This window comes from Blastococcus saxobsidens, assembly GCF_010682065.1.
GTDB classification, from domain to species: domain Bacteria; phylum Actinomycetota; class Actinomycetes; order Mycobacteriales; family Geodermatophilaceae; genus Blastococcus; species Blastococcus saxobsidens_B.
Genome location: NZ_JAAGWG010000001.1, coordinates 74047 through 98252 on the forward strand (window position 1 = coordinate 74047; position 24206 = coordinate 98252).

Annotated in this window: 20 protein-coding genes and 1 pseudogene; 13 read left to right on the forward strand and 8 right to left on the reverse strand. The window is 73.6% G+C overall.

All coding sequences use genetic code 11. From position 1 onward, the window contains the following. Nucleotides 1–42: 42 nt before the first annotated feature. The 3 genes from GCU60_RS00350 (at nucleotide 43) to GCU60_RS00360 (ending at nucleotide 2020) form a co-directional block, all read left to right on the forward strand. On the forward strand, nucleotides 43–930 hold the full coding sequence (locus GCU60_RS00350) for a 1,4-dihydroxy-2-naphthoyl-CoA synthase (RefSeq protein WP_163201652.1): 888 nt from the start codon (nucleotides 43–45) through the stop codon (nucleotides 928–930). 39 nt (nucleotides 931–969) lie between these two features. Continuing rightward, entirely contained in the window at nucleotides 970–1302 is a 333-nt protein-coding gene (locus GCU60_RS00355; RefSeq protein WP_163201653.1) for a hypothetical protein, read from the forward strand. A 127-nt stretch (nucleotides 1303–1429) separates the two neighbouring features. Continuing rightward, nucleotides 1430–2020, forward strand: coding sequence for a TetR/AcrR family transcriptional regulator C-terminal ligand-binding domain-containing protein (locus tag GCU60_RS00360; protein ID WP_163201654.1), 591 nt, complete (start codon nucleotides 1430–1432; stop codon nucleotides 2018–2020). Between the two features lie 15 nt (nucleotides 2021–2035). Here GCU60_RS00360 and GCU60_RS00365 read toward each other — a convergent pair whose 3' ends face one another. Then, the gene (locus GCU60_RS00365) at nucleotides 2036–2764 is read right to left on the reverse strand and encodes a TetR family transcriptional regulator (protein WP_163201655.1); all 729 of its coding nucleotides are present in this window, start codon (nucleotides 2762–2764) and stop codon (nucleotides 2036–2038) included. 183 nt (nucleotides 2765–2947) lie between these two features. Between GCU60_RS00365 and GCU60_RS00370 the strand changes: the two genes are divergently transcribed. Then, nucleotides 2948–4063, forward strand: coding sequence for an NDMA-dependent alcohol dehydrogenase (locus GCU60_RS00370; protein ID WP_163201656.1), 1116 nt, complete (start codon nucleotides 2948–2950; stop codon nucleotides 4061–4063). 125 nt (nucleotides 4064–4188) lie between these two features. After that, a complete protein-coding gene (locus GCU60_RS00375) occupies nucleotides 4189–4857 on the forward strand; it encodes an HAD family hydrolase (RefSeq protein WP_163201657.1) in 669 nt (222 codons plus the stop codon). Between the two features lie 70 nt (nucleotides 4858–4927). On the opposite strand, the gene GCU60_RS00380 is transcribed toward GCU60_RS00375, so the two are convergent. The 4 genes from GCU60_RS00380 to GCU60_RS00395 all read right to left on the reverse strand — a co-directional run bounded on the left by GCU60_RS00380 (nucleotide 4928) and on the right by GCU60_RS00395 (nucleotide 11474). Next, nucleotides 4928–5776 (reverse strand): glycerophosphodiester phosphodiesterase family protein, encoded by an 849-nt coding sequence (locus GCU60_RS00380; RefSeq protein ID WP_163201658.1) that lies wholly within the window; start codon nucleotides 5774–5776, stop codon nucleotides 4928–4930. An 85-nt stretch (nucleotides 5777–5861) separates the two neighbouring features. Further along, nucleotides 5862–6827: a glucosyl-3-phosphoglycerate synthase gene (locus GCU60_RS00385; protein ID WP_163201659.1), complete on the reverse strand. Its 966-nt coding sequence runs from the start codon at nucleotides 6825–6827 to the stop codon at nucleotides 5862–5864. Nucleotides 6828–6978: 151 nt separating this feature from the next. Continuing rightward, nucleotides 6979–9561, reverse strand: coding sequence for a diguanylate cyclase domain-containing protein (locus tag GCU60_RS00390; protein ID WP_163201660.1), 2583 nt, complete (start codon nucleotides 9559–9561; stop codon nucleotides 6979–6981). Continuing rightward, nucleotides 9558–11474, reverse strand: coding sequence for an EAL domain-containing protein (locus GCU60_RS00395; protein ID WP_163201661.1), 1917 nt, complete (start codon nucleotides 11472–11474; stop codon nucleotides 9558–9560). Before GCU60_RS00395 ends, GCU60_RS00390 begins: the two co-directional genes overlap by 4 nt. Nucleotides 11475–11716: 242 nt before the next feature. On the opposite strand from GCU60_RS00395, the gene GCU60_RS00400 reads away from it, so the two are divergent. The 8 genes and pseudogenes from GCU60_RS00400 to nrfD all read left to right on the forward strand — a co-directional run bounded on the left by GCU60_RS00400 (nucleotide 11717) and on the right by nrfD (nucleotide 20788). Continuing rightward, entirely contained in the window at nucleotides 11717–12337 is a 621-nt protein-coding gene (locus GCU60_RS00400) for a TasA family protein (protein ID WP_163201662.1), read from the forward strand. Between the two features lie 129 nt (nucleotides 12338–12466). Further along, nucleotides 12467–12733, forward strand: coding sequence for an ANTAR domain-containing protein (locus GCU60_RS20835; protein WP_163201663.1), 267 nt, complete (start codon nucleotides 12467–12469; stop codon nucleotides 12731–12733). 120 nt (nucleotides 12734–12853) lie between these two features. Next, on the forward strand, nucleotides 12854–13102 hold the full coding sequence (locus GCU60_RS00410; protein WP_163201664.1) for a hypothetical protein: 249 nt from the start codon (nucleotides 12854–12856) through the stop codon (nucleotides 13100–13102). Further along, a complete protein-coding gene (locus GCU60_RS00415) occupies nucleotides 13089–14450 on the forward strand; it encodes a hypothetical protein (protein WP_163201665.1) in 1362 nt (453 codons plus the stop codon). Before GCU60_RS00410 ends, GCU60_RS00415 begins: the two co-directional genes overlap by 14 nt. A 55-nt stretch (nucleotides 14451–14505) precedes the next feature. Then, nucleotides 14506–15249 carry a GDSL-type esterase/lipase family protein gene (locus GCU60_RS00420; protein WP_163201666.1) on the forward strand — a complete coding sequence of 248 codons (744 nt, stop codon included), beginning with the start codon at nucleotides 14506–14508 and terminating at the stop codon, nucleotides 15247–15249. 92 nt (nucleotides 15250–15341) lie between these two features. Next, nucleotides 15342–18644 (forward strand): annotated as a pseudogene (gene fdh, locus GCU60_RS00430) (formate dehydrogenase). A 28-nt stretch (nucleotides 18645–18672) separates the two neighbouring features. Continuing rightward, nucleotides 18673–19740, forward strand: a complete 1068-nt coding sequence (locus GCU60_RS00435) for a 4Fe-4S dicluster domain-containing protein (protein WP_163201669.1) — start codon at nucleotides 18673–18675, stop codon at nucleotides 19738–19740. Between the two features lies 1 nt (nucleotide 19741). Further along, nucleotides 19742–20788 (forward strand): NrfD/PsrC family molybdoenzyme membrane anchor subunit, encoded by a 1047-nt coding sequence (gene nrfD, locus GCU60_RS00440; protein ID WP_163201670.1) that lies wholly within the window; start codon nucleotides 19742–19744, stop codon nucleotides 20786–20788. Between the two features lie 31 nt (nucleotides 20789–20819). Here nrfD and GCU60_RS00445 read toward each other — a convergent pair whose 3' ends face one another. The 3 genes from GCU60_RS00445 to GCU60_RS00455 form a co-directional block, all read right to left on the reverse strand. Beyond that, complete coding sequence (locus GCU60_RS00445) at nucleotides 20820–21617, reverse strand: hypothetical protein (RefSeq protein ID WP_163201671.1); 798 nt, start codon at nucleotides 21615–21617, stop codon at nucleotides 20820–20822. Between the two features lie 327 nt (nucleotides 21618–21944). Next, nucleotides 21945–23294 carry an ammonium transporter gene (locus GCU60_RS00450; protein WP_163201672.1) on the reverse strand — a complete coding sequence of 450 codons (1350 nt, stop codon included), beginning with the start codon at nucleotides 23292–23294 and terminating at the stop codon, nucleotides 21945–21947. Between the two features lie 107 nt (nucleotides 23295–23401). Then, on the reverse strand, nucleotides 23402–24139 hold the full coding sequence (locus tag GCU60_RS00455) for a TetR family transcriptional regulator (protein ID WP_204261151.1): 738 nt from the start codon (nucleotides 24137–24139) through the stop codon (nucleotides 23402–23404). Nucleotides 24140–24206: the final 67 nt, after the last annotated feature.

Genomic DNA, 24206 nt, shown 5'->3' on the forward strand with positions numbered 1-24206 from the left:
CGGCCGGCGCCGCGAGCCGACCCTGCGGGTTAGGTTCGAGCCATGACCGCGCGCGACGACGTCTCCGAGATCTTCGACAGCTCCGCCTGGGCCCCGGTCGAGGAGTTCGACTTCGCCGACATCACCTACCACCGCGCGGTCGACGCCGGCGTCGTGCGGATCGCGTTCGACCGCCCCGAGGTGCGCAACGCCTTCCGGCCGCAGACCGTCGACGAGCTGATCACCGCGCTGGAGCACGCGCGCCTGTCCACCGACGTCGGCTGCGTGATCCTCACCGGCAACGGCCCGAGCCCCAAGGACGGCGGCTGGGCCTTCTGCTCCGGCGGCGACCAGCGGGTGCGCGGGAAGTACGGCTACGAGCACGCGCAGGGCTCGAGCGGCCGGCTGCACATCCTGGAGGCGCAGCGGTTGATCCGCTTCATGCCCAAGGTCGTCATCTGCGTCGTCCCCGGCTGGGCGGCCGGCGGCGGGCACAGCCTGCACGTCGTCGCCGACCTGACCCTGGCCAGCGCCGAGCACGCCCGGTTCAAGCAGACCGACGCCGACGTCGGCAGCTTCGACGGCGGCTTCGGCTCGGCGTACCTGGCCCGCCAGGTCGGCCAGAAGTTCGCCCGGGAGATCTTCTTCCTGGGCGACGAGTACACCGCCGAGGACGCGCACGCGATGGGCATGGTCAACCGCGTCGTCCCGCACGCGGAGCTGGAGGCCACCGCGCTGGAGTGGGGGAAGAAGATCGTGGCCAAGAGCCCGACCGCCCAGCGGATGCTCAAGTACTCGTTCAACCTGATCGACGACGGGCTGGTCGGCCAGCAGCTGTTCGCCGGTGAGACCACGCGCCTGGCCTACATGGCCGAGGAGGCGGTCGAGGGCCGCGACGCCTTCCTGGAGAAGCGCGACCCCGACTTCACCCGTTTTCCCTGGCATGTGTGAGGGCCAAAGTGGCCATAAAGGCCCCATGAGGAGGTCGTGGTGATCGTCGAGGTGGTGACGGGCGCGCAGGAGCAGCCCGAGGCACGGGTGGTCGACGTCGATGAGCTCAACCGGCTGCACCTGGCGCTGGGGGCGGTCACCGACGAGGAGGCCACCGAGGCGCTGGAACGGTCGGGGCTGGGCCGGCTGCAGGACGCGGAGACGGCGTTCATCGACGTCGCCGCGCTGCGGGCTGCCGCCGAGCCGCAGTCCAGCGCCCCGGGGTGGGCGAGCCGGTGGGACGAGATGATCGCCGGGGCCCGCGCCCGCGGCTGGCTGTCCGCCGACGGCGCGAGCCTGCAGGTGCACGTGGAGAGCGCGGCCAGCGGCTGACCTGCGTGAACTCGCGGTGGCCGAAACCGAACTCGTCGGTAAGTTGTGCGCCGAAGATCGTTGTGGTGACTCCACCGAACGGTCACTATGTCCCGGTGCAGATGATCAGCCGCGTCGGAGCGGCATCGTGAGCGGCGCGCCTGGACGCCCGCTCAGTGCGGAACTCTCGGAACAGTTGCTCACCGTCGCCGTCGACATCCTGGCCGACGAGGGCTGGGGCAGGCTCAACAGCGACCGGATCGCCGCCCGCGCGCGGGCCGGCAAGGCGGGCATCTACCGCCGCTGGCCCACCATGGCAGCGCTTGCCCGGGCGGCGGTGAGCCGCTTCCACCTCGTCGAGGTGCCGGAGGACGGCGGATCGCTGCGGGCCGACCTGCTGGGCCTGCTGCAGCGCTGGACCCAGCCGCTGGACCGCGAGGAGCGGGCGGTGGCCAGCCTGGTCGGCGCGGCGTGCCACGACGAGGAGCTGCGGGCCGGGCTCGACGAGGCGCTCGTGCGTCCGCTGACCCGCGCGGTCGAGGAGCTGGGCGTGCGGGCCGAGGCGCGCGGCGAGGGCATCCGGCCGGAGCGGCTGCGCCTGCTCACCGCGATGCTGGAGGCCTTCTGGTGGCAGCGCTACCGGCTGGTCGACCCGCTGACGCCCGAGCAGGTCGAGCTGGTGGTGGACGAGGTCCTCACGCCGCTGCTGCGCAAGGAAGGCGAGCCGGTCGCCGCCTGAGCCGGGCTCAGCCGGTCAGCCGGTCAGCCGGTCGGCCGGCCGGGGGCTCCGGGCGGGCACGACGCGCGCGGTGGTGCGGCTGGGTGCGCCCAGCAGTCCCGCGGCCTGGGCCAGACCGGTCAGCAGCCGGTCGGCCAGCTCCCTGAGGTCGTCGGCGAGCGCGCAGGTGTCCAGGCCGCCGGCCACCAGGGCGCGGTGCTCGACGATCAGCGCCCGGGTCGCCGAAAGCCACACCGCCGCGGTGACCGATGCCGCGGTGTGGGGGTCGCGCGGGTTGCCGGCCGCGTCGGTGTGCGACTGGCCGGTCCACGCGTCGTGCAGGGCGGCGGTGAGCTGCCGCTCGCTCTCGAACACGAGCTCCCGCTCACGCACCTGCAGCGTGTCGGAGGCCTTGATCGCGCGCGCGTAGGCCTGCCGCTCGGCGGCGCCCAGGACGTCGACCATGCCCGGCACCTGGTCCACCAGGTACGACCGCAGGGCCTCCAGCGGGCAGCTGCCGGGGGCCCGGTCCCGCACCGCGTCCGCCGGTCCGGACACCCACGGCGTCCGGCCGTCGAAGAAGAGCTCTTCCTTGGTGGGGAAGTGGTTGAACACGGTCTGGACGGCGACATCGGCGCGGCGGGCGATGTCGGCGGTCGTCACGGTGTCGAATCCGTGTGCGTCGAACATCTGCTGGGCCACGCTCCGGATGTGCGCCCGCGTCCGTGCCTTCTTCATCGCCCGGCGGTCGCTGAGATCACCCACGGTCGAAGCTTAGGCACGTTCAGTATCCGAATGCACCCCGACTGGCCGCCCGGTATGTACTTCCCGCCGAGCCCGTGCCCGGGCCCGTGCGGGACGCCCCCGGCCACCAGGCACGATGGCGGACGGTGACCGCGTCCGGACGGGACGGAGGTCCCGCCCCCACCACCCCGAGGAGGACGCCCGGTGCTCACCAGAGCGGCTGTGCTGCGCGAGCCGGAGACCGAGTACGAGATCGTCGAGCTCGAGGTGCGCGAGCCCGGGCCCGGCGAGGTCCTGGTCGAGATGGCGTACTCGGGCCTGTGCCACTCCGACGAGCACCTGCGGCACGCCAACCCCGGCGGCCGGTACCCGATCGTCGGCGGACACGAGGGCTCCGGCGTCGTCCAGGCGGTGGGCCCGGGCGTGACCGGCGTCGTCGCGGGCGACCACATCGTCACCAGCTTCCTGCCGGCGTGCGGGCACTGCCGGTTCTGCGCCTCGGGCCGGTCGAACATCTGCGACAAGGGCGCCACGATCGCCACCGGTCTGCTGCCGGGCGGGCAGTACCCCTACCGGCTCGACGGCGAGGAGCTGGGCGGCTTCTGCATGGTGGGCGCCTTCGCCCGGCACACGCTGCTCAGCGAGTTCTCCTGCGTGAAGATCGACCCCTGGCTGCCGCTGGACACCGCGGCGCTCACCGCGTGCAGCGTGCCCACCGGCTGGGGTTCGGCCGTCTACGCCGGCGGCACCCGGCCGGGCGACGTCGTCGTCGTGGTGGGGCTCGGCGGGGTCGGCGTGAACGCGGTGCAGGGCGCGGTGCACGCCGGCGCGATGCACGTCATCGGCGTCGACCCGGTGGCGATGAAGCGCGAGTTCGCCGAGTCGCTGGGCGCCACCCGCACCGTGGCCTCGACCGACGAGGCGGTGGACCTGGCCCGCGAGCTGTCGCGCGGCACGGGCGCCGACGTCGTCGTCGTCACCGTCGGGAAGATGTCGGCCGAGGTCTACAAGGGCGCCGCCGCGTGCCTGGGCAAGGGCGGCACGCTGGTGCTGACCGCGCTGGGCGACCGGCCCTCGGACGGCTCGGTCACCCTCAACGGGCAGATCACCACGGTGTTCGAGCACCGGGTGCAGGGCTCGATGTTCGGCTCGTGCAACCCGTTCACCGACATCCCCCGGCTGCTGCGGATGCACGAGGAGGGCCGGCTGGAGCTCGACCGGCTGATCACCCGCCGCTACTCCCTGGACGAGGTCAACCAGGGCTACCGCGACCAGGCCGCCGGCGAGACCGTCCGCGGCCTCCTCGTCCACGCCGACTGACCCCCGCTTTTCCGCGGAAAAGCACCGTGCTTCTCCGCGGAAAAGCACCGGTGCTTTTCCGCGGAAAAGCGGGTGTGTCCCGGCAGAAGGTGCACTTTCTGCCGGGAGTGGGCAGGGCAGGGCGCATGAGTGAGCCGCGCATCGCCGTCCTGGACGTGGACGGCACCCTCGTCGACACCAACTACCAGCACGCCCTGGCCTGGTACCGGGCGCTCCGGTCGCTGGGGGAGACGTTCCCGGTCTGGCGGATCCACCGGCTGATCGGCATGGGCGGCGACCGGCTGCCGGCCGCGCTCGGAGGGGACGACGTCGAGGCGCGGATCGGCGACCAGGCCCGGGAGCGGTGGACCGAGGAGTTCGACAAGGTCATCGACGAGGTCGAGCCGCTGCCCGGGGCCCGCGCGCTGATCGAGGCGCTGCGCGAGCGCGGGCACCGGGTCGTGCTGGCCAGCTCGGGCAAGGGCAAGCACGTGGACCACGCGCTGGACCTGCTCGGGGTGCGGGACCTGGCCGAGGCGTGGACCACCAGCGAGGACGTCGAGTCGAGCAAGCCGGCGCCGGATCTGCTGCAGGTGGCGCTGAAGAAGCTGGGCGAGCCCGTGGACGCGCCGAGCGTGATGATCGGCGACTCGGTATTCGACGTCGAGGCGGCGAAGAACGCGGGGATGCCGGCGATCGTGGTGCGCTCCGGCGGGTTCGGCGACGACGAGCTGCGCGAGGCCGGCGCCCTCGACGTCTTCGACACCCCGGGGGACCTCGCCGCCGCCCTGGACCGCCTCGACATCACCGCCTGACCCTGCTTTTCCGCGGAAACTCACCCCTGTTTTTCCGCGGAAGAGCAGGGGTGGGTATCCGCGGAGGAGCTCAGCCGGTCCGGCCGTAGGCGCCGGGGGCGCGGCCGAGCCGGCGGAGCACCTCGTCGGGGCGGTCGGTGATCAGCGCGTCGACGCCGAGCGAGACCAGGAAGTCGATGTCGGCGGGGGTGTTCGCCGTCCAGACGTGCATCTCCTTGCCCGCGGCGTGCGCCTCCGCCACGTAGGACGGGTCGGACCGCAGCAGGGCCACCCCCGGCCCGACGGCGGTCATCGAGCCGGTCAGCAGCTCGCTGCGCACCGGCCGGAGCCGCTTGCCGATCAGCTGCACCGTCGGCACGCCCGGCGCCAGCGCGCGCACCCGGCGCACCGCGAGCTGGGAGAAGCTCATCACCCGGAACGCGGGCTTGCCGGCCCACTCGGCGGGCCGGTCGCCGTCGAGCAGGCCGTAGCGGCGCAGGCAGCGGATGAGCTCCTGCTCCACGCGGGCCGCGTGCCGGGTGGGGTGCTTGGTCTCGATGGCCAGCCGGACGGTGCCCGGCGTCGACGTGACGTACTCCAGCAGCCGCTCGAGGGTGAGCACCCGGCCGTTCTCGACGTCGGGCTCGTCGGTGACGGCGACGATCTCGTCGTCCTTCCACGGGGTGCGCCGGCCGCGCCGCGCGCCGAACTGGAACTGCTCCATCTCGGCCAGCCGCATCGTGGAGACGACACCGCGGCCGTTGGAGGTGCGGTGCACTCGCCGGTCGTGCACGCACACGAGCACGCCGTCCCGGGTCATCCGGACGTCGCACTCGACGGCGTCGGCGCCGATGTCGGCGGCGTGCCGGTAGGCGGCCAGGGTGTGCTCGGGCGCCTCCACGGTGGCGCCGCGGTGGGCGACGACCTCGGGGCCGCTCACCGGCGGAGGCAGGGGGACGCTGCGGGGCGGGCGACGCGCACGTCGCAGATGATCCCCGGGGTCGGCGCGCTGCGCGACCGAGGGGTCACCCGGCGAGACGGGCCCGGTACTCCGGCACGGTGATCAGCGGCGGTCGCTCGTCGACGGCGACCGGGCTGCTGCGGGGGAGGAACCCGCTGCCGTCGTGCCGGAACTGGGTGAGCAGCCCGCTGGGCTGGCGGGTGCAGGCGGCGCGGGCCAGCACGGTGGCCAGCACCTGGCCGGCCATCTCGCCCAGCGCCTCGACCGGCTGCGAGGTGTGCCGGCGGACGCCGAGGTCGACCTGGGCCAGCGAGGACAGCCCGCCCAGGGCCAGCAGGTCGACCAGCAGGCCGACCTCCACGCCGTAGGCGGAGACGAACGGCACCTGCTCCAGCGCGGAGCGGCGCCCGGCGTACTCGCCGCCGAGCGGCTGGACGACGCCGGCGAGCTCGGGCCACAGGGCGTTGAGCAGCGGGCGCGCGGTCAGCTCGGTGACCCGCCCGCCGCCGGCCGGGACGACGGTGCCCTCGACCTCGAGCGGCCGGGTGTAGCAGCCCTTCACGTACCGCACCTGCGGATCGGTGAGCAGCGGGGCGAGCAGGCCGGGCACGTAGTGGGTGACGTCGCCGAGCAGGTCGGCGTCGAGGAAGACGACGAGGTCGCCGGTGGTGGCGGCCAGCGCCTTCCACAGCGCCTCGCCCTTGCCGCGGCGGGTGCCGTGCTCGGGGAGCACGTCGGTGGTGGCGACGACGTCGGCGCCGGCGGCGCGGGCGACCGCGGCGGTGGCGTCGGTGGAGTCGGAGTCGATGACGAGCAGCTCGTCGACGAGCGGGGTCCGGCCCATCCAGTGCTCGCGGACGGTGGCGACCAGCCGGCCGACGGTCGCCTCCTCGTTGCGGGCGGGCAGCACGACGCTGACCCGGTGGCCGCCGCGGCGCTTGGCGCGCAGCAGGCCCACGGGGTCCAGATCGGCCAGCGAGGTCGCGGTGGTGGTGCGCTCCTCGAACCAGGCACGGGCGTCGGGTCTCACGTCGTCCACTGTCGACCTTCGGTGCGGTACCCACCAGACCGGGGTGCGGCTGTTCACCGGATGGTCACGGCGCCGTCCCCGAGGCGTCCCACGCACAGCCCCGGTGAGTTTCCGCGGAAAAGCTCCGGTGAGTTTCCGCGGAAAAGCTGGGTCAGGGGGTGGGGACGGGGGAGCCGGCGAGCAGCGCGGCCAGGTCCTCGACGGTGAGGTCGTGCGGCAGGGCGCGGCCGTGCAGCAGCTGGAGGCCGGCGGCGACGGCGCCGTCGCGCTGCTCGGCGGTGGAGATGCCCCCGGCGACGGAGACCAGCCCGAGATTGGTCGTGGTGCGGCCGATCGCGGCCAGCACCACCAGCGCGCGCTCGGTGTCGTCGCGGGTGGCCAGGGCGGGCAGGTCCACGCGCACCATGTCCAGCGGCACCCGGGCCATCAGGCCGAACAGGCTGTAGCCCATGCCGTAGTTGTCCAGCAGGAGCCGCACGCCGGTGCGCCGGACGGCCTCGAGCTCGGGGACGAGCGCCGCCGAGGACGTCAGCAGCGTCTCCTCGGTGAAGGAGATCACCAGCCGCCCGGCGGGGAGGCCGGACGCCGTCAGCGCGCCGGCGACCATCTCGGCCAGCCCCTCGGCGGCGACCATGCCCGCAGGCAGGCTGACGGCCACGCAGACGCGGTCGTCGGCGAGCCCGGCGACCGCCCGGGTGGCCGCGTGCAGCAGCCACAGCTGCAGCTCCGTGGCGCGGCCCTGGCGGTCGGCGAATCCCCACAGCGCCACGCCGCTGACGGTGTCGTGCAGCGGGTGGGACCAGCTGGGGACGGCGTGGACGAGCTCGATGCGGCCCTCGGGCGTGCAGGCGGCGTCCAGCCGGACGTCGAACGTGCCCTCGGCGACGACGTCGTGGAAGTCCGCCTTGGTCTCCACGCCGGAGAGGTCCTCGTCGCCGGCCAGCCGCACGCAGCCCTTGCCGGCCTGCTTGGCGGCCCGCAGCGCGCTGTCCGCGGCGCGGAAGGCGGCCTGGCCGCCCATCGACTCCAGCGTGCAGACGCCGACGCTGGCACCGACGGCGAACGTGGTGCCGTCGGTGCGGAAGGGCATCGCCATGATGTCGACGATCCGCTGGGCGACGTCCTCGCCGTCGGCGACCGAGCCGCTGAGCACGACGGCGAACTCGTCGCCGCCGAGGCGGGCGACCAGGTCGTCGTCCCGCACGACGGTGTGCAGCCGGCGGGCGACCTCCACCAGCAGGTGGTCGCCGGACTCGTGCCCGGCGACGTCGTTGACGGCCTTGAAGCCGTCGAGGTCGAGGACGAGCAGGCAGCGGGGGTCTGCGGAGACGCGGCCGAGCTCGCGGAAGAGCAGCGCGCGGTTGGGCAGCCCGGTGAGGTGGTCGGTGTAGGCCATCCGCTCGAGCTCGCGCTCGCGGGTGCGCCGGGTGGTGACGTCGCGCAGGTAGAGGACGCGCCGGGTGCCGCCGGGGCGCTCGGAGGAGGTGACCTCCAGCTCGCGGGGCTCGGTGCCCTGGCCCGGCACGCGCAGGTGCAGGGGGGTGGCGTCGCCGGCGGCCTGGGCGAGCGACGCGGTGCGCACCGGCTCGCGGTCCTCGGGCACGAGCAGGTCGAGCAGCGAGACGCCGTCGGACGGCTCGCCGTCGATGCCGAGCAGGCTGCGGGCGGCGGGGGAGGCGAACAGCAGCCGGAAGTCGCCGTCCATGATCGCGATGCCGTCGGAGCTTGACTCGATGAGCTCGCGGAAGTCCTCCTCGCTGCGCACGAGGTCCTCGGTGACCCGGCCGTCCTCGCGGATGCGCAGCACCAGCCGGACGGCCATGAGGACGAAGATCAGGCAGCAGCCGAGCTCGGCGGCCATGCTGACGTGCTCGCCCTGCAGGACGCCCCACACCATGGCCGCCGGCACGCCGAGGATGGCGGCGACGACGAGCGAGAGCCCGGCGGGGCTCACCTGCGGGGCGGCGGCGCGGGCGCTGCGGTCGGTCGGGCCGAGCGGCGCACGGTGGGCGGCCAGGCCGGCGCACAGCAGCGAGGCGGCGACGGCGTAGTCCGAGACCGCCGTCCAGCCCCAGCTGGGGTCGACGATGGCCATCGCCTCGGCGCCGGCGGCGCACGCCTGGAGCGAGACGCCGGCGATCAGCGTGGTGGCCGAGCGGCGCATCGCCGCGGTGGAGACGGTGCACAGGGCGCCGACGCCGCCGAGCATGACGGCGGCGTAGGCGCCGTAGACGAGCACGAGCGAGCGCAGGTCCTCCGGCGCGTTGGCCGGGCTGACCAGCGGGGTGCGCAGCAGCTCGGTGATCACCAGGATCGCGGAGACGACGATGGCGGCGTCGACGACGAGCGCGCTCCACCGGGTGCGGCTGACGGTGCGGGCCAGCATCGCGCAGGTGATCAGCGGGGAGGTGGCGCCGGCCAGCAGGACGACGTCGTCGACCCCGAAACCGTCGAACGCCGGGCCCGGGAAGGCGCCGGCGAGGAACTGGGCGACGGCGAAGCCGAGGGCGCCGATGGCCGGCGGCCACCAGGGCCGGGCGGCGCGGCGGTCCATGATCCGCAGCCGGCGCAGGACCAGCACCGCGCAGCTGGTGGCGATCGAGCCGAGGACGAGCTCGTCCCACTGCATGCCGGTGCCGTCGGGCGCGCTGAACGGCACCGTCAGCGCGAGGCCGACGATGCCGAGGACGACGGTCCAGCGGAGCTGGGACGGGAGTTCCCGCAGCCAGGTCATGGCGTTCCCGCCGGGGGCGGAGCGCCGAGGGCGGCGCTGTCGAGTGCGGCGGCGTCGACCGTGCGCCAGGCGCCGGCGGCGAGCTGCTCGGCCTCCAGCGGCCGGGAGAAGGCGTAGCCCTGGACGAAGCGGTGGCCCATGTCGCGCAGCAGGGCGAGCTGGCCGGGCGTGGAGACGCCCTCGACGACGACCGGCAGGCCGAGGCTGGCGCCCAGCTGGAGGACGGTGCGGCACAGCGCCTGGCGCTGCAGGTCGGTCTCGACGCCGGCGAGGAAGTGCTGGTCCATCTTGAGCAGGTCCACCGGCATGCCGACGAGGTAGGCCAGCGACGACCAGCCGGTGCCGAAGTCGTCGACGGCGACGCGGACGCCGAGCTCGCGCAGGGTCTGCAGGTCGGCGGCGACGTGCGCGTCGAGCAGCATCGACTCGGTGATCTCGACGATCAGCCGGGAGGCGGGCAGGCCGCCGGCCTCCAGGGCGGCGACGACGTCGGAGACGAGTTCGCCGCTGCGCACCTGGCGGGCGGAGACGTTGACCGCGACGGACAGCTCGTCGTCGGTGGTGGAGGCGACGGTGCGGCAGGCCTCGCGCAGCACCCAGCGGCCGAGCTCGCTGATGAGCGGGGACTCCTCGGCCAGCGGCACGAACTCCTGCGGGGAGACGTCGCCGAGCTCGAGGTGCCGCCAGCGCAGCAGCGCCTCGACGGAGACGGTGCGGTGCAGCGCGACGTCGACGACGGGCTGGAACGCCAGCCGCAGTTCGCCGCGGGCCAGCGCCCCGGCGAGGTCGGCGGCCAGCGTGCTGCGCCGGTCGCGGGCGATGCGCAGGGCCTCGTCGTAGCGGTGCACCGAGCCGAGGCCGGCGGAGCGGGCGCTGTGGAGGGCCAGGTCGGCGCGGCGCAGGGCCTCGCCGGGGTCGACGTCGGAGGCCAGGCCGGTGACGCCGGCGGTCGCGGTGAGCGGTCCGGCGGGGGTGGCCAGCCAGCCGATGGTGGCGACGAGCCGGGTGGCGACGACCTCGGCGTCGGAGACGGTGCCGTCGACGAGGACGACGAAGTCGCCGTCCTTGCCGCGGGCCAGCCAGTCCTCGCCGCGCAGCTCGCGGGCGAGCCGCGAGGTGAGCACCCGCAGCACGGTGGACTCGGTGCCGGGCGGGGTGGCCCCGGTCAGGCCGTCGACCGACACCAGGGCCAGGGCGACGGGTGAGGTGTCGACCCCGCGTTGGACGGCGGCCAGCCGGCGGACGAGCGCGGTGCGGTTGGGCAGCCCGGTGACGGGGTCGGTGAGGGAGAGCTCGAGCAGCTCGGGGTCGGTGCCCCGGCCGCGGGAGGTGACGTCGCGGCAGTACAGGACGATCGCGCCGACGTCGGGGTCGGTGCGCAGGTCCCGGACGGTGGCCTGGACCAGGCGCCACTGCCCGTCGCCGGTGCGCACCCGCACGGTGCGGACGGCGAACTCGCCCTTCTCGCCGGGCGGAGTGCCGGTGGCGCCGAAGAGACCGGCCCGGTCGTCGGGGTGGACGGCGTCGGGCAGCGAGAGCCCGGCGACGTCGTCGGCGTCGCGGCCGAGCAGCGTGGCGACGGCGGGCGAGGCGAAGGTGATCCGCAGCTGCTGGTCGAGGATGACGACGGGGTCGACGCTGCTCTTCACGAGCGTGCGGAACGCCGCCTGGCTGCTGCGGAGGTCGGTGGTGAGCCGGGACTGGCGGCGGGAGAGCACGGTGATCGCGGCGGTGAGCGGGACCAGCGCGAGGAGGGCGACCAGCCGGAGCGCGAGGGAGCCGGGCAGCGCGACGAGGACGACGGCGACCAGCGCGATCCCCAGCGACAGCGCGGCGAGGAGCCCGGTGCGCCGGCGGGGCGGCGCGGCCGGGTGCGCAGCCGTCGGCTGCCCCAGGTCGGGGGCGGTGGTCACCTGGGAGTTGTCGGCGTCCGCGGGTGGCTTGCTGCAGCGCAGTTACCGGATCGTCACCCGGACGGGGGACGTGCGCCGTCGCGGCACCTCCCCGGCCCCCGGGGAGACCGCGGAACGGCGTCCCGCCGCGGTCTTGCGGATCTCTTGCGGTTCCCCGGAGGGCAGCCTGCGGTTCGTCGGCGAACGTCGTCGGTGTGAGGGGTGGAGCCACCGCCCCGGACAGCACCGAAGGGACACCGACCGTGTCGATCCGCAGCAGCAAGGCCGCCGAGAGCGGTACCACCGCGAAGGTCCTGGGCTCGCTCGGGGTCCTCGGCATCGCCGCCGCCGTCGCCGGCATGGGCACCTTCGGCACGTTCACCGACACCACCACGCCCGTGGAGGCCGACGTCGACACCGGCGTCCTGTCCGTCAGCCTGGGCCGGGCGGCCAACAACGCGACGGTGCCGCTGATCCCCGGCGGCCTCGTCCCCGGCGACACCTTGGCCACGCCGTTCGACCTCAGGAACGACGGCACGCTCGCCTGGAGCTCGGTGAGCTTCGAGTCCGCGGCCAGCCGGTCCAGCCTGCTCGACACCGACCGCGTGAACGGGCTGCAGATGGTCGTCCAGTCCTGCTCCTCGCCGTGGACGGTGACCGGCCCCGGCGCGTACGGCTGCGGTGGCACGGTGACCGACTTCTACACCGGACCGGTGGTCATGGACGAGGTGCTCGAGGGCGCCGCCAGCCTGGCCCCCGGCCGGGTGGACCACCTGCTGGCCACCATCGTGTTCCCCCAGTCCGCCGGCAACGCGTTGCAGGGCCAGGTCACCGACCTGGCGATCACCTTCACCGCGGTGCAGCGCGACGGCACCGACCGCTGACCCTGGTCGACCGTCCCCTCCGACGACAGCACCCGCTCCCACGGGGGGAGCGGGCGCTGTCGTCGGTGTGTGGGGGGTACCTCCGGCCCGGCGCTTTACGCCGTAAGCGGCACCGGGCAGACTCGCCACGTGACCGAGCCGTCCGTCTCCACGGTCGGGGCCGAGCTGGCGCAGGCCGTCGAGGATCTGGCGACGGCCCGTGCCGACTACGGACGTCTCGAGGCGGCGCTGCGGTCCCGCCTGGACATCGGGATCGCGATGGGCATCCTCATGGAGCGGCACCGGCTGCCCCAGGAGCAGGCGTTCGACGTGCTCCGCTCGGCCAGCCAGCGGCAGAACGTCAAGCTCAGCGAGATCGCGGCGCGCATGGTGTCCACCGGATCGCTCGAGGCGTAGCCCCGGCACCGTGGTGCGGAGGCCGCAGGGAGCGCTCCTCCGGCGATCGGACGGCGCGAAGTCGCGGGCAGCGGCCGGGAGCGCCACGATGCGGGCATGGTCTCGCGGAAGCCTGATCCGATGCCGGTCCCCCGAGCCGAGGGGGAGCGCGGCGGAGTCGACCGCAGGCGGGTGGCCCTGCTGCTGGAGACGGCGGAGGTGCTGGCCGAGCGGGCGCGACGGACGGACGACGCCGCGCAGGCGCAGGTGCTGCTGCGGCGGGCCGCCCAGCGCCGGGCGCAGGCGCAGCGGCTGGCCGCCGCGGGTCGCGCCCCGGAACCGCGCCGCCTGACGGGTGCGGCCTGGCCCGGCCGCCTTGCGCCCTCCTGAGCCGACGTCCGGGAGCCGCCTGACCGGCGGCCCGACCGAGAGCTCGCCGGGGCGCCGGCACCGGTTGGTCTACCTGGCGCTGGCGCTGGGCGTGCTGCTCACCCGGCTGCCGTTCCTGGCGGGCACGGGTCTGGGGCGGGATCCCGACGCCTGGCGGTTGTGGCTGGCCGGCCGGATCGCCGCCGACACCGGCTCCTACGTCCCGTCCCGACCGCCGGGGTACCCGGCGCTGGAGCTGGTGGCGACGGCGTTGCAGGGGGTGCCCTGGGAGGTGTTCGCCGCACTGACCACGGGGGCGACGGCGGTGGCCGTGGTGGCGATCGCCGCGCTGGCGCGGGATCTCGGGGTCCGCTGGTGGCCGGTGGTCGGGGCCGGGCTCGCACTCACCCACGTCGTCCTGGTCACCAGCACCGCGTTCATGGACTACGCCTGGGCGCTGGCCGCGCTGGGCTGTGCCCTGCTGGCGGCCCGGCGGCGCCGGCCGGTGGCGGCCGGAGCGCTGCTCGGGCTGGCGGTGGCGTGCCGGCCGAGCTCCGCGGTGGCGGCGGTGGCGCTGCTGGTCGTCGCGGCGCTGCTGCCCTGGTGGACGCTCCGCCGGGTGCTCGTGGCCGGTGCCGCGGCCGCCGCGGTGGTGCTCGCCTTCTTCGCCGTCCCGCTGGCGACCTACGGGCCGGACCTGCTGTCGGCGGCGCCGGAGCCCTTCCGGCTGGAGCGCACGGTGCAGCACGTCGGGGCCGGGGTGGCCGGGGTGGCCGGCGCGGTGGGCCTGGCGCTGGTCGCCGGTGCCGCGGCGTTCCGGTGGGCGCGCGGCGGCCGGCCGGCGCCGGACGGCGAGCGGCGCGCCTGGCGAACCGCGCTGGCGGCGGGGATCGTCGCGCAGCTGGGCGCCTACCTGCTGCTGCCCGTCGACGCCGCCTACCTGATCCCGGCGGTCGCGATGGTCTGGCTGCTGGCCGGGATGCTGCTGCGCCGGGCGGAGCTGGCCGTTCTGGTCGCCGCGGCGGTGGCCGGCAGCCTCGTGCCCGGGCTGGGCGTGCCGTCGGCGGCGGAGGTGGCGGCCGACCGGCGGGCCACGCTCGAGGAGACGACGGCGATGGTCGAGGCCGTCGAACGGCTGCCGGCCGGCTCGCTGGTCGTCGTCCGGGGGCGGCTGCCGCAGCTGCTGGCGCTGGCCGGCGCCGAGGTGCTCCCGAGCCTGGACCCGGCGGGGACGGCGGCACGCGTGACCCTGGACGGCGGCCAGGTCGTCACCTACGCCTACCGGCCCAGCGACCGGGAGAATCCGCGGGTGTACCGGCTGCCCGGCGTCTCCGGCGCTCCGGAGCACCTGCCGGTCCTGCCGGTCTGAGCTCCTCCCCCACGTCACCGCGACGGGTCGAGCGCGATCCGCGTACCTTCCGGTCATGTTCGGGGGACTGCCGCCGGCCCCGCGCTGGGCCTGGATCGTGATGGCGCTGAGCGTCGTGGCGATCGCGGTGATGTCCTACCTGGTGGTCAACCGGCCGCCGCCGCCGGGCTTCACGGCCCCCGCCGCGGCCGAGGCCCCGGCCGCGGCCGACGAGGCGCCTGCCGAGGAGCTCGAGGAGCTGCGGCTGCTCGTGATCGGGGACGGGACCACGGCGACGGCGGCGGACGAGCCCGGCTGGCCGCAGCTGCTGGCCGACGACCTCCGGGAGGACGGCCGGCCGGTCGAGCTCACCGTGCAGGCCGCCACGGGCGCCGGCTACCTGAAGACGCCGCCCGGTGGCGCGACCTTCGGGAGTCTCGCCGAGGCCGGGGGATCGGAATTCGACGTCGTGGTGTTCTTCGGCTCGCGGGACGACATCGAGGCCGCACCCGAGGTCCGTGCCGCGGCGGAGTCGGTGTTCGCGGCCGCGCAGGCGGCGGCACCGGAGGCCGAGCTGCTCGCCATCGGCCCGGCCTGGCCGACGGCGGACCCGCCCGGCTACATCGAGACCAACCGGGACGCCGTCGCCGCCGCGGCGGCGGACGCCGGGGTCCGGTTCGTCGATCCCCTCGTGGCCGGATGGCTGGCCGATCCGGCGCGCGCGGAGCCCGGCCGGGTGGCCCCGACGCCCGCCGGGCACCGGTACCTCGCCGACCAGGTCAGGCCGCTGGTGGAGGAGCTCGTCCCGGCGGACGGCTGACCGCTCGGACCGCGGGCGAAAAGGCGGGGCACAACCGGGTCGGGCGACGCGGCGGGCCTGTCGCCGCGCAACGGTCGGCACGAGGTGGCAGAGTGCCAGGAGTGAAGACCTGGCTCGAGAGCTGGCCGGTGTACCGGCAGCTGACCGGCTCGGACCCGTTGGGGCGCGGCAAGGCCGCCCGCAGCAAGGCGACCGAGGCGACGGTGTCGCGTACCGCGACGGCTGACCGCGTGGTGAAGAGCGTCTGCCCGTACTGCGCCGTGGGCTGCGCGCAGAACGTGTACGTGAAGGACGAGAAGATCGTCCAGATCGAGGGCGACCCGAACTCCCCGATCAACCGCGGTCGGCTGTGCCCGAAGGGCAGTGCCAGCAAGCAGCTGGTCACCAGCCCGTCGCGCGTCACGACGGTCAAGTACCGCCGTCCCCACGGGACGGAGTGGGAGGACCTCGAGCTGGACACGGCGATGGAGATGATCGCCGACCGCGTCCTGGACGCCCGCCGCAAGGGCTGGCAGGACACCGACGACGCGGGCCGGACGCTGCGCCGGACCATGGGGCTGGCGAGCCTCGGAGGGGCCACCCTCGACAACGAGGAGAACTACCTCATGAAGAAGCTGTACAGCGCCCTGGGCGCTGTGCAGATCGAGAACCAAGCACGCATATAGCACTCTGCGACGGTGCCCGGTCTGGGTGCCTCGTTCGGTCGTGGCGGTGCCACGAACTTCCTGGAAGACCTCGCGAACTCCGACTGCATCGTCATCGAGGGTTCGAACATGGCCGAGTGCCACCCGGTGGGCTTCCAGTGGGTCGGTGAGGCCAAGGCGCGCGGCGCGAAGATCATCCACATCGATCCTCGCTTCACGCGGACCAGCGCGATCGCCGATCTGCACGTCCCGCTGCGCATCGGCACCGACATCGCGTTCCTCGGCGGCCTGATCAACTACGTGCTGAGCAACGAGCTGTACTTCAAGGACTACGTCGTCGCCTACACGAACGCCGCGGCGCTGGTCGGCGAGGAGTTCGTCGACTCCGAGGACCTCGACGGCCTGTTCTCCGGCTACGACGCCGAGAACCGGCAGTACGACCAGGACACCTGGAAGTACGAGCCGGAGGAGAGCGAGCACTCCGGCTCGGACAACCCGGCCGAGGCGGCCGAGCAGGACCGCACGGAGAACGACCCGGCGGTGCAGGGCTCCGACCGCGCGCAGGCCGCCGGCAGCGGCGGTCCGCCGATCGCCAGCAAGCCCAAGCGCGACGAGTCGCTGCAGCACCCGCGCTCGGTGTTCCAGATCCTCAAGCGGCACTTCGCCCGCTACACCCCGGAGATGGTGTCCGAGGCCTGCGGCATCGAGCCGGAGGTGTTCGAGCAGGTCGCCAGGTGGGTGACCGAGAACAGCAACCGCGACCGGACGACGGCGTGGGTGTACTCGGTGGGCTGGACGCAGCACAGCGTCGGCGCGCAGTACATCCGCACCTGCTCGATCCTGCAGACGCTGCTGGGCAACATCGGCCGTCCGGGCGGCGGGATCATGGCGCTGCGCGGGCACGCGAGCATCCAGGGCTCGACGGACGTGCCCACGCTGTTCAACCTGCTGCCCGGCTACCTGCCGATGCCGCACGCCCACCAGCACTCCTCGCTGGAGGAGTTCGTGGCCGACGCCGCCGGCAAGGCGGGGTTCTGGGGCAACAAGCGCGACTACATGACCAGCCTGCTCAAGGCCTGGTGGGGCGAGCACGCTCGGGAAGAGAACGACTTCGCCTTCGACTACCTGCCGCGCATCGACGGCGACCACAGCTCCTACCGGACGATCGCCGACATGATCTCCGGCAAGGTCAGCGGCTACTTCCTGGTCGGTGAGAACCCCGGTGTCGGCCACCCGAACAGCCGGATGAACCGGTTCGGCCTGGCCAACCTGGACTGGCTCGTCGTCCGCGACCTGCAGATGATCGAGTCGGCGACCTTCTGGAAGGAAGGCCCGGAGCACGAGACCGGCGAGCTGAAGCCGGAGACGATCGCCACCGAGGTCTTCTTCATGCCTGCGGCCACGCACGTGGAGAAGGAAGGCACCTTCACCCAGACCCAGCGGGTGCTGCAGTGGCGGCACAAGGCGGTCGAGCCGCCGAACGACGCCCGCAGCGACCTGTGGTTCTACTTCCACCTCGGCCGCATCCTGCGCGAGCGGCTGAAGGACTCCACCGACCCGCGGGACCGCCCGCTGCTCGACCTCACCTGGGACTACCCGACCGAGGGCGAGACGGCCGACCCGAGCGCAGCCGCCGTGCTGCGCGAGATCAACGGCTACGGCCCCCACGGTGAGCTGCTGAACTCCTACATGCAGATGAAGTCCGACGGCTCGACCAGCGGCGGCTGCTGGATCTACACCGGCGTCTACGCCGACGGGGTCAACCAGGCCGCTCGCCGCAAGCCGGCCAAGGAGCAGGGCCCGGTCGCCTCGGAGTGGGGCTGGGCGTGGCCCCTGAACCGGCGGATGCTCTACAACCGCGCCTCGGCCGACCCGGACGGCAAGCCGTGGAGCGAGCGCAAGAAGTACGTGTGGTGGGACGAAGACGCCGGCGAGTGGACCGGCCTGGACGTGCCCGACTTCGAGAAGAAGAAGCGGCCGGACTACGTGCCACCGGACGGCGCCAAGGCGCAGGACGCGCTGGCCGGAAACGACCCGTTCGTCATGCAGGGCGACGGCAAGGCGTGGCTGTACGCGCCTGCCGGGCTGGTCGACGGCCCGCTGCCGACGCACTACGAGCCGGCCGAGTCGGTCGTGGAGAACCCGCTGTACAAGCAGCAGGCCAACCCGACGCTGGAGCAGTTCGACGGGCCGTGGAACCGGGCCAACCCCGCGCGCAGCGAGGTCTTCCCGTTCCAGGTGACCACCTACCGGCTCACCGAGCACCACACCGCCGGTGGCATGAGCCGCACGCTGCCCTACCTCGCCGAGCTCCAGCCGGAGTTCTTCGTGGAGATCAGCCCGGAGCTGGCTCGCCTGCGTGGGCTCTCCAACGGCGAGTTCGCCACGCTGGTCAGCGCGCGCACGGCCATCGAGGCGAAGGTGCTGGTCACCGAGCGGATGCGGCCGATCAAGCTGCGCGACGGCACCGTCGTCCACCAGATCGGCATGCCGTACCACTGGTCCTACGCGGGCATCTCCACCGGTGACGCCGCCAACGACCTGCTGGGCATCGTGATGGACGCCAACACCCACATCCAGGAGTCGAAGGTCAGCAGCTGCGACATCGTGGCCGGGCGCCGTCCGCGGGGTCCGGAGCTGCTGGAGTTCGTCGAGGCCTACCGGAAGCGGGCCGGCGTGCAGTCGGGCCGGGTGGGCGTGAACGGCCGCGAGCCCGTGGACGCCGACGCCGGTCAGGGATCGAAGCTGTGACGATTCAGCACGACGAGAGGAGGCCGGCATGACCTCCATCAGCTCGGCGAGCCCGGGTCTGGCGATGCCGGACCCGAAGAACCGGCTGTTCGGGCCGCTGCCCGACGTGTCGGCGGAGGCCGGTTACGAGGAGGACCACCCCAAGCGGGTCGGCTTCTTCACCGACACCTCGGTCTGCATCGGCTGCAAGGCCTGCGAGGTGGCCTGCAAGGAGTGGAACACGCTCCCGATGGACGACTCGCACGGCGAGCGGGACGCCCTCGGCCTGTCGGGGATGTCCTACGACAACACCGGCATGCTGGGCGCCAACTCGTGGCGGCACGTGGCGTTCATCGAGCAGTCACGCGCGGTCGACCTGCCGATGCCGACTCATCGCCGCCCCGGCGACGACCGGAGTGCCGGGGGAGACCTGCCGGCGCCGGACAGCGGTGACCTGGACTCCACCGCCAAGGCGCAGGCCAGCGTGCTCAACGCCGAGGCGCTCTCGGAGTTCGACCCGCAGACCGGGCAGACCGGCGCGGACAAGCAGATCCGCTGGCTGATGAGCTCCGACGTCTGCAAGCACTGCACGCACGCGGGTTGCCTCGACGTCTGCCCGACCGGTGCACTGTTCCGCACCGAGTTCGGCACCGTCGTCGTGCAGGGCGACATCTGCAACGGCTGCGGCTACTGCGTGGCGGCCTGCCCCTACGGCGTGATCGACCAGCGCAAGGACGACGGCCGGGTCTTCAAGTGCACGATGTGCTACGACCGGCTGACCGACGGGCTGCAGCCGGCGTGCGCCACCGCGTGCCCGACGCAGTCCATCCAGTTCGGTGACCTCGACGAGCTGCAGGAGCGCGCCGACGCACGGCTGGCGACGCTCAAGGCGCAGGGCGTGGAGACCGCGCGGCTGTACGGCCGGGACGAGAACGACGGCGTAGGCGGGGACGGGGCGTTCTTCCTGCTCCTCGACGAGCCGGAGGTCTACGGACTGCCGCCGGACCCGATCGTCACGACCCGGGACCTGCCGGCGATGTGGAAGGCGGCCGGCAAGGCCGCGGCGATGATGGTCGGGGTCGCCGTGACGGCGATCCTCGGCTCGCGGAGGCGCTGACATGACCGGCGGGATCACCAGCCCGGACGCTGGGTGGCGGCAGGCCGATCGCGGCCCGGCGACCCAGCAGAAGACGGGCAAGAAGCGCCGCAAGCGTGGCGGAGGCCGGGGTCGCGGCGAGGTCGCGATGGTCGACGACGTCGAGTTCACCTCGTACTACGGCCGGCAGATCGTCAAGACGCCGGTGTGGAAGTCGCCCGACGTGCCGCTGTACCTGTTCCTCGGTGGGGCGGCCGGCTCCTCGGCGATCCTCGGTGCGCTCGCGGACTTCACCGACCGGCCGACGCTGACGAAGGTGTCCCGGCTGACCGCCGGTGGTGGCTCGATCCTGTCCGTGGTCTTCCTGATCCACGACCTGGGCCGGCCGTCGCGGTTCCTGCACATGCTGCGGGTGTTCAAGCTGACCTCGCCGCTGTCGGTGGGCACCTACATCCTGGCGCCGTTCAGCGCGGCGGCCGGGGCGACGGCGGCGGTGGAGCTGCTGGGCTGGTTCCCGCGGCTCAAGCGCTTCGGGGGTGCGGTGGCGGCGCTGTTCGGTGGGCCGCTGGCCACCTACACGGGCGTGCTGCTGGCCAACACCGCGGTGCCGTCGTGGCATGCGGCGCACACCCAGCTGCCGTTCGTGTTCGGTGGCTCGGCGATGGCCGCCGGCGGTGGCATCACGATGATGTTCACGCCGGTGGACGAGGCCGGGCCGTCGCGCAAGATGGCGGTGGCCGGGGCCGCGATCGAGCTGGCCGCGATGCACAAGGTGGAGAACGACCACGGCATCGAGAGCGAGCCGTACCACGAGGGGCGCCCGGGCAAGTTCATGCAGGCGGCCAAGGCGTGCACTGCGGTGGGCGCCGGGCTGACCGTGGTCGCCGGACGCACCCGCGCCGGGGCGATCGCCTCCGGAACGCTGCTGGCCGCCGGGTCGCTGCTCACCCGCTTCGGCGTCTTCGAGGCCGGCATCGCCAGCACCAAGGACCCGAAGTACGTCGTCATCCCGCAGCGCGAGCGGCTGGCCGCCCAGCAGAACGAGCACTCCTCGACGATCACCCGCTGACCGGTCCGGCGCCTGGGCGCCGGACCGCCGGTCAGATGAGGCCGCTGTCGAGGGACTGCTGCCAGGACATCTCGTCGATCACGGCGCGCTTCTCGACGTCGTCGAAGCGCACCTTCTTCCAGGTGTGCCCCTGCTCGGTGCCGGCCGTGGCGCTGCGGTGCCACTCGCCCTTGCGGGTCAGGAACCAGGAGCGGCCGTGGTAGCCGGAGCCGGTGAACAGCCAGCCGGAGAGGCTGGTGAGCCCGTTGCGCTGCTTCTGGAGCTCGCGGGCGTAGGGGAGGAGGTACAGGCAGACGTCGGTGAAGTCGGTGGCGCGCAGGCCGCGGAGCACGTGGACGGCGGAGCGGATCTCCTGCTGGGTGCGCTTGGCGTCGCGGGTGTAGAGGATCCAGACGGCGTCCTCGTCGGCGAGCTCGAGCAGGGTGGTGCGCTGCCGGAGGCGCTCGGCCTCGGCGGCGGCTGCTTCTTCCTCGCGGCGGCGCTCCTCGGCGGCCGCGGCCGAGCGTGCGCGCACGCGGGCGAGGGCGAGGTCACGGTCGCAGACCCGCCAGCCCTGCCAGAGGTCGGAGTGGTCGGCGCAGACCATGCGGGAGCACTCGGTGCACTCGCCGACGGCGGGGTCGCCGCAGCGGCATCGTGCCGAGCCGATCCTGTCGTCGCTGGATTGGACGTAGACCTTGCCGCACCGGCGTTCCGTCACGGTGGCAATGGGCGACGGAGCGACGCCGACGGCGACGGGCTGGCCGGCCGGGACGAGGGCGTCGCAGCGCCAGTACCCGGGCAGGATCTGCGTGCGTGCGTCCGTCGCCCCACAGGAGGGGCATGGCATGCGCGAAGCCTAGGAGCGGGCTGGTGCGCGCCGACCCCGTCTGTGGCACGTGTCGGTCACGCTCCGGCTCGTCCGTCCCAGGCCTCACAGGCGTGCCATCCGAGTTGCAGGATGCCGGTGGCAGTGGGAGGCGCGAGGACCTCGTGGGCGTCGACACCGTGGAGGACGCCGTTGGAGGGTCGTCCAGGGTTTGTCGTGGCGTGCCGCGGTGCCCGGCGGTATCCCGTCGCTCGACGTGCGCGCCCGGCGCATGGGGAGCGGCGCAGGGCGCCCCTCCCGGAGGAGAGGCGCCCTGGGTTGTGGTGGTGCGGCGGCCGACCGCCGTCCCTACGCCTGCCGGGCCGGCTCCGGCCCGGGCTTGACGTCGAGGCCGAGGTCCAGGTGGTGCTCCTGCTCCGCGTGGCCGCGGGGCTGGTGCGCGAGGGCCTCGGGGTTCTCGTAGGCGCTCTCGGCGTGCAGGGCCTTGTCCAGGCCCTCCCGCTCCTGCTCGTCGGTGACGCGGATCCCGATGGTCCGGTCGAGGACCTTCGCGATGACGAACGTGAGCGTGAACGTCCAGGCACAGGTGGCCAGCAGCGCCACGGCCTGCCGGCCGAGCAGCCCGGGGTCGCCGCCGTAGAGGAGGCCGGTCTCGCCGATCGGCGCGTCGGGGTGGGCGAGCAGCCCGATGGCGAGCGCACCCACGATCCCGCCGACCAGGTGCAGCGCGACGACGTCCAGCGCGTCGTCGTAGCCCAGCCGGTGCTTGAGCAGGACGGCGAAGTAGCAGACGACCCCGGCCCCGGCACCGATGAGCAGCGCGCCGATCGGTGAGACGACGCCGCACGACGGCGTGATGGCGACCAGTGCCGCGATCGCGCCGGAGCAGGCGCCGAGCGTGGTGGCGTGCCCGTCGCGGAGCTTCTCGACGACCAGCCAGGCGCAGGTGCCGGCGCAGGCGGCGGCGAGGGTGTTGAAGATGGCCACCGCGGCGTCGTTGTCCGCCGCGCCGAGGGCGGAGCCGTCGAAACCCAACCAGCCGGTGAGCAGCAGGCCGACGCCGACGATGACGAACGGCAGGTTGTGCGCCTTGGGCTGGACCGGCCAGGTGCGGCGCTTGCCCAGGACGATGGCGAGCGCCAGGGCGGCGATGCCGGAGTTGACGTGGATGGGCGTGGAGCCGGCGTAGTCGACCGCGCCGACGACGTTGGCCAGCCAACCGCCGGTGGTGGTGTCGCTGTCGAAGGCGAACACCCAGTGGGCCACGGGCAGGTAGCACAGGGTCACCCAGAGGGCGGCGAAGACCATCCAGGCGCCGAACTTCATCCGGTCGGCCGCCGCGCCGGCGATGATCCCGATCGTGAGGCCGGCGAAGCCGAGGTGGATCGTCGCCAGCGCCAGGGGCGGCAGGGCGGCGCCCTCGTCCGGGGTGAGCAGCTGCCCCAGGCCCGCGTACTCGAGCGGATTGCCGAGCACCCCGGCGCCGCCCAGGGAGTCGCCGAAGACGGCGGAGTAGCCGAAGGCCACCCAGACGAAGGCGGTCAGGGCGAAGGCGCCGAAGACCATCATCATCATGTTGGTCGTCGTCCGGCGGGACACCATGCCGCCGTAGAAGAGGACGAGCCCCGGCAGCATGAGGATGACGGCGATGATCGCCGTCAGCAGCCATGCCGTGTTGCCCGCGGTCGTGGGGTCCATGTGCGCCTCCAGGGGGTTCCAGCCCGGGCGCACCGACACCTTCGATGCGCTATCGGAATAGTGCGGAGGCGCCGTTCCGATGGCTTATCGAATCGATGTCGCTCTGGTTACGTCTCGTCCAGGACCGCCATCGCGCCCCGCTCGGCGTCGGCCGCGCGGGCCGGGTCGACGAGCAGGGCGCGGACCGCCGTCCCCGCCGCGAGCCGGGCGGCGTCGGCCGGCCCGCCGAGCGCGGCACCCCGCTCGGCGGCGTCCGGCGTCGGGCTGCGGAACCGGTGCTGGATCCCTTCGGTCTGAGCGAGGCAGGCGAGGGTCGCGGTCCGCGCGTCGCCGGGCACGAAGTCACCCGACCGCATGCCGGCCTCGACGACGGCCTCGATCTCGGCGCGCAGCCGGCCGTAGTCGGCGAGGATCTCGGCGAAGAACTCCGGCTGCGCGTGCGCGGCGCGCTCGAGGTCGTAGAAGTCGAGGGCTCCCCGGCACATCTGCAGCACGTCGGCGTAGAGGACGGCGTACAGGTGCTCGGGCGGGGGAGTGGCGGCAGCCGCCAGCCGGTGCGCGACCTCGAGGGACTCCCGGTTGGCGCCGGTCAGCGCCCGCAGCAGGTCCTCCTTGGAGCGGAACCAGTAGTAGACCGAGGACTGCCCCAGGCCGACCGTGCGGGCGATCTCGGACATCGTCGTCGCGACGTAGCCTCGGTCGGCGAACAGCCGGGCCGCGGCGTCGAGGATCTCCTGCCGTGGATCACCCGCCGGCGCCGCACCGGTGCGTCGGGGCCGTCCGACCGTGCGCGGCCGGTCGGTGGTGGTGTCGGGGCCGGCGCTGGGTGTCACGGGATCCTCCACGGGCGGAAGTTAACACGGGTGCAATGGTTTCGATGCCCCATCGGAATACCGGACGGGCATCTTTCGA

Bases quoted from the DNA above. Each gene is read 5' to 3' on its own strand.
- GCU60_RS00445 (WP_163201671.1), bottom strand. From the start codon at position 21,617: ATGCCATGCCCCTCCTGTGGGGCGACGGACGCACGCACGCAGATCCTG.
- GCU60_RS00450 (WP_163201672.1), bottom strand. From the start codon at position 23,294: ATGGACCCCACGACCGCGGGCAACACGGCATGGCTGCTGACGGCGATC.
- GCU60_RS00420 (WP_163201666.1), top strand. From the start codon at position 14,506: ATGTTCGGGGGACTGCCGCCGGCCCCGCGCTGGGCCTGGATCGTGATG.
- GCU60_RS00390 (WP_163201660.1), bottom strand. From the start codon at position 9,561: ATGACCTGGCTGCGGGAACTCCCGTCCCAGCTCCGCTGGACCGTCGTC.
- GCU60_RS00435 (WP_163201669.1), top strand. From the start codon at position 18,673: ATGACCTCCATCAGCTCGGCGAGCCCGGGTCTGGCGATGCCGGACCCG.
- GCU60_RS00350 (WP_163201652.1), top strand. From the start codon at position 43: ATGACCGCGCGCGACGACGTCTCCGAGATCTTCGACAGCTCCGCCTGG.
- nrfD (WP_163201670.1), top strand. From the start codon at position 19,742: ATGACCGGCGGGATCACCAGCCCGGACGCTGGGTGGCGGCAGGCCGAT.
- GCU60_RS00410 (WP_163201664.1), top strand. From the start codon at position 12,854: ATGCCGGTCCCCCGAGCCGAGGGGGAGCGCGGCGGAGTCGACCGCAGG.
- GCU60_RS00375 (WP_163201657.1), top strand. From the start codon at position 4,189: ATGAGTGAGCCGCGCATCGCCGTCCTGGACGTGGACGGCACCCTCGTC.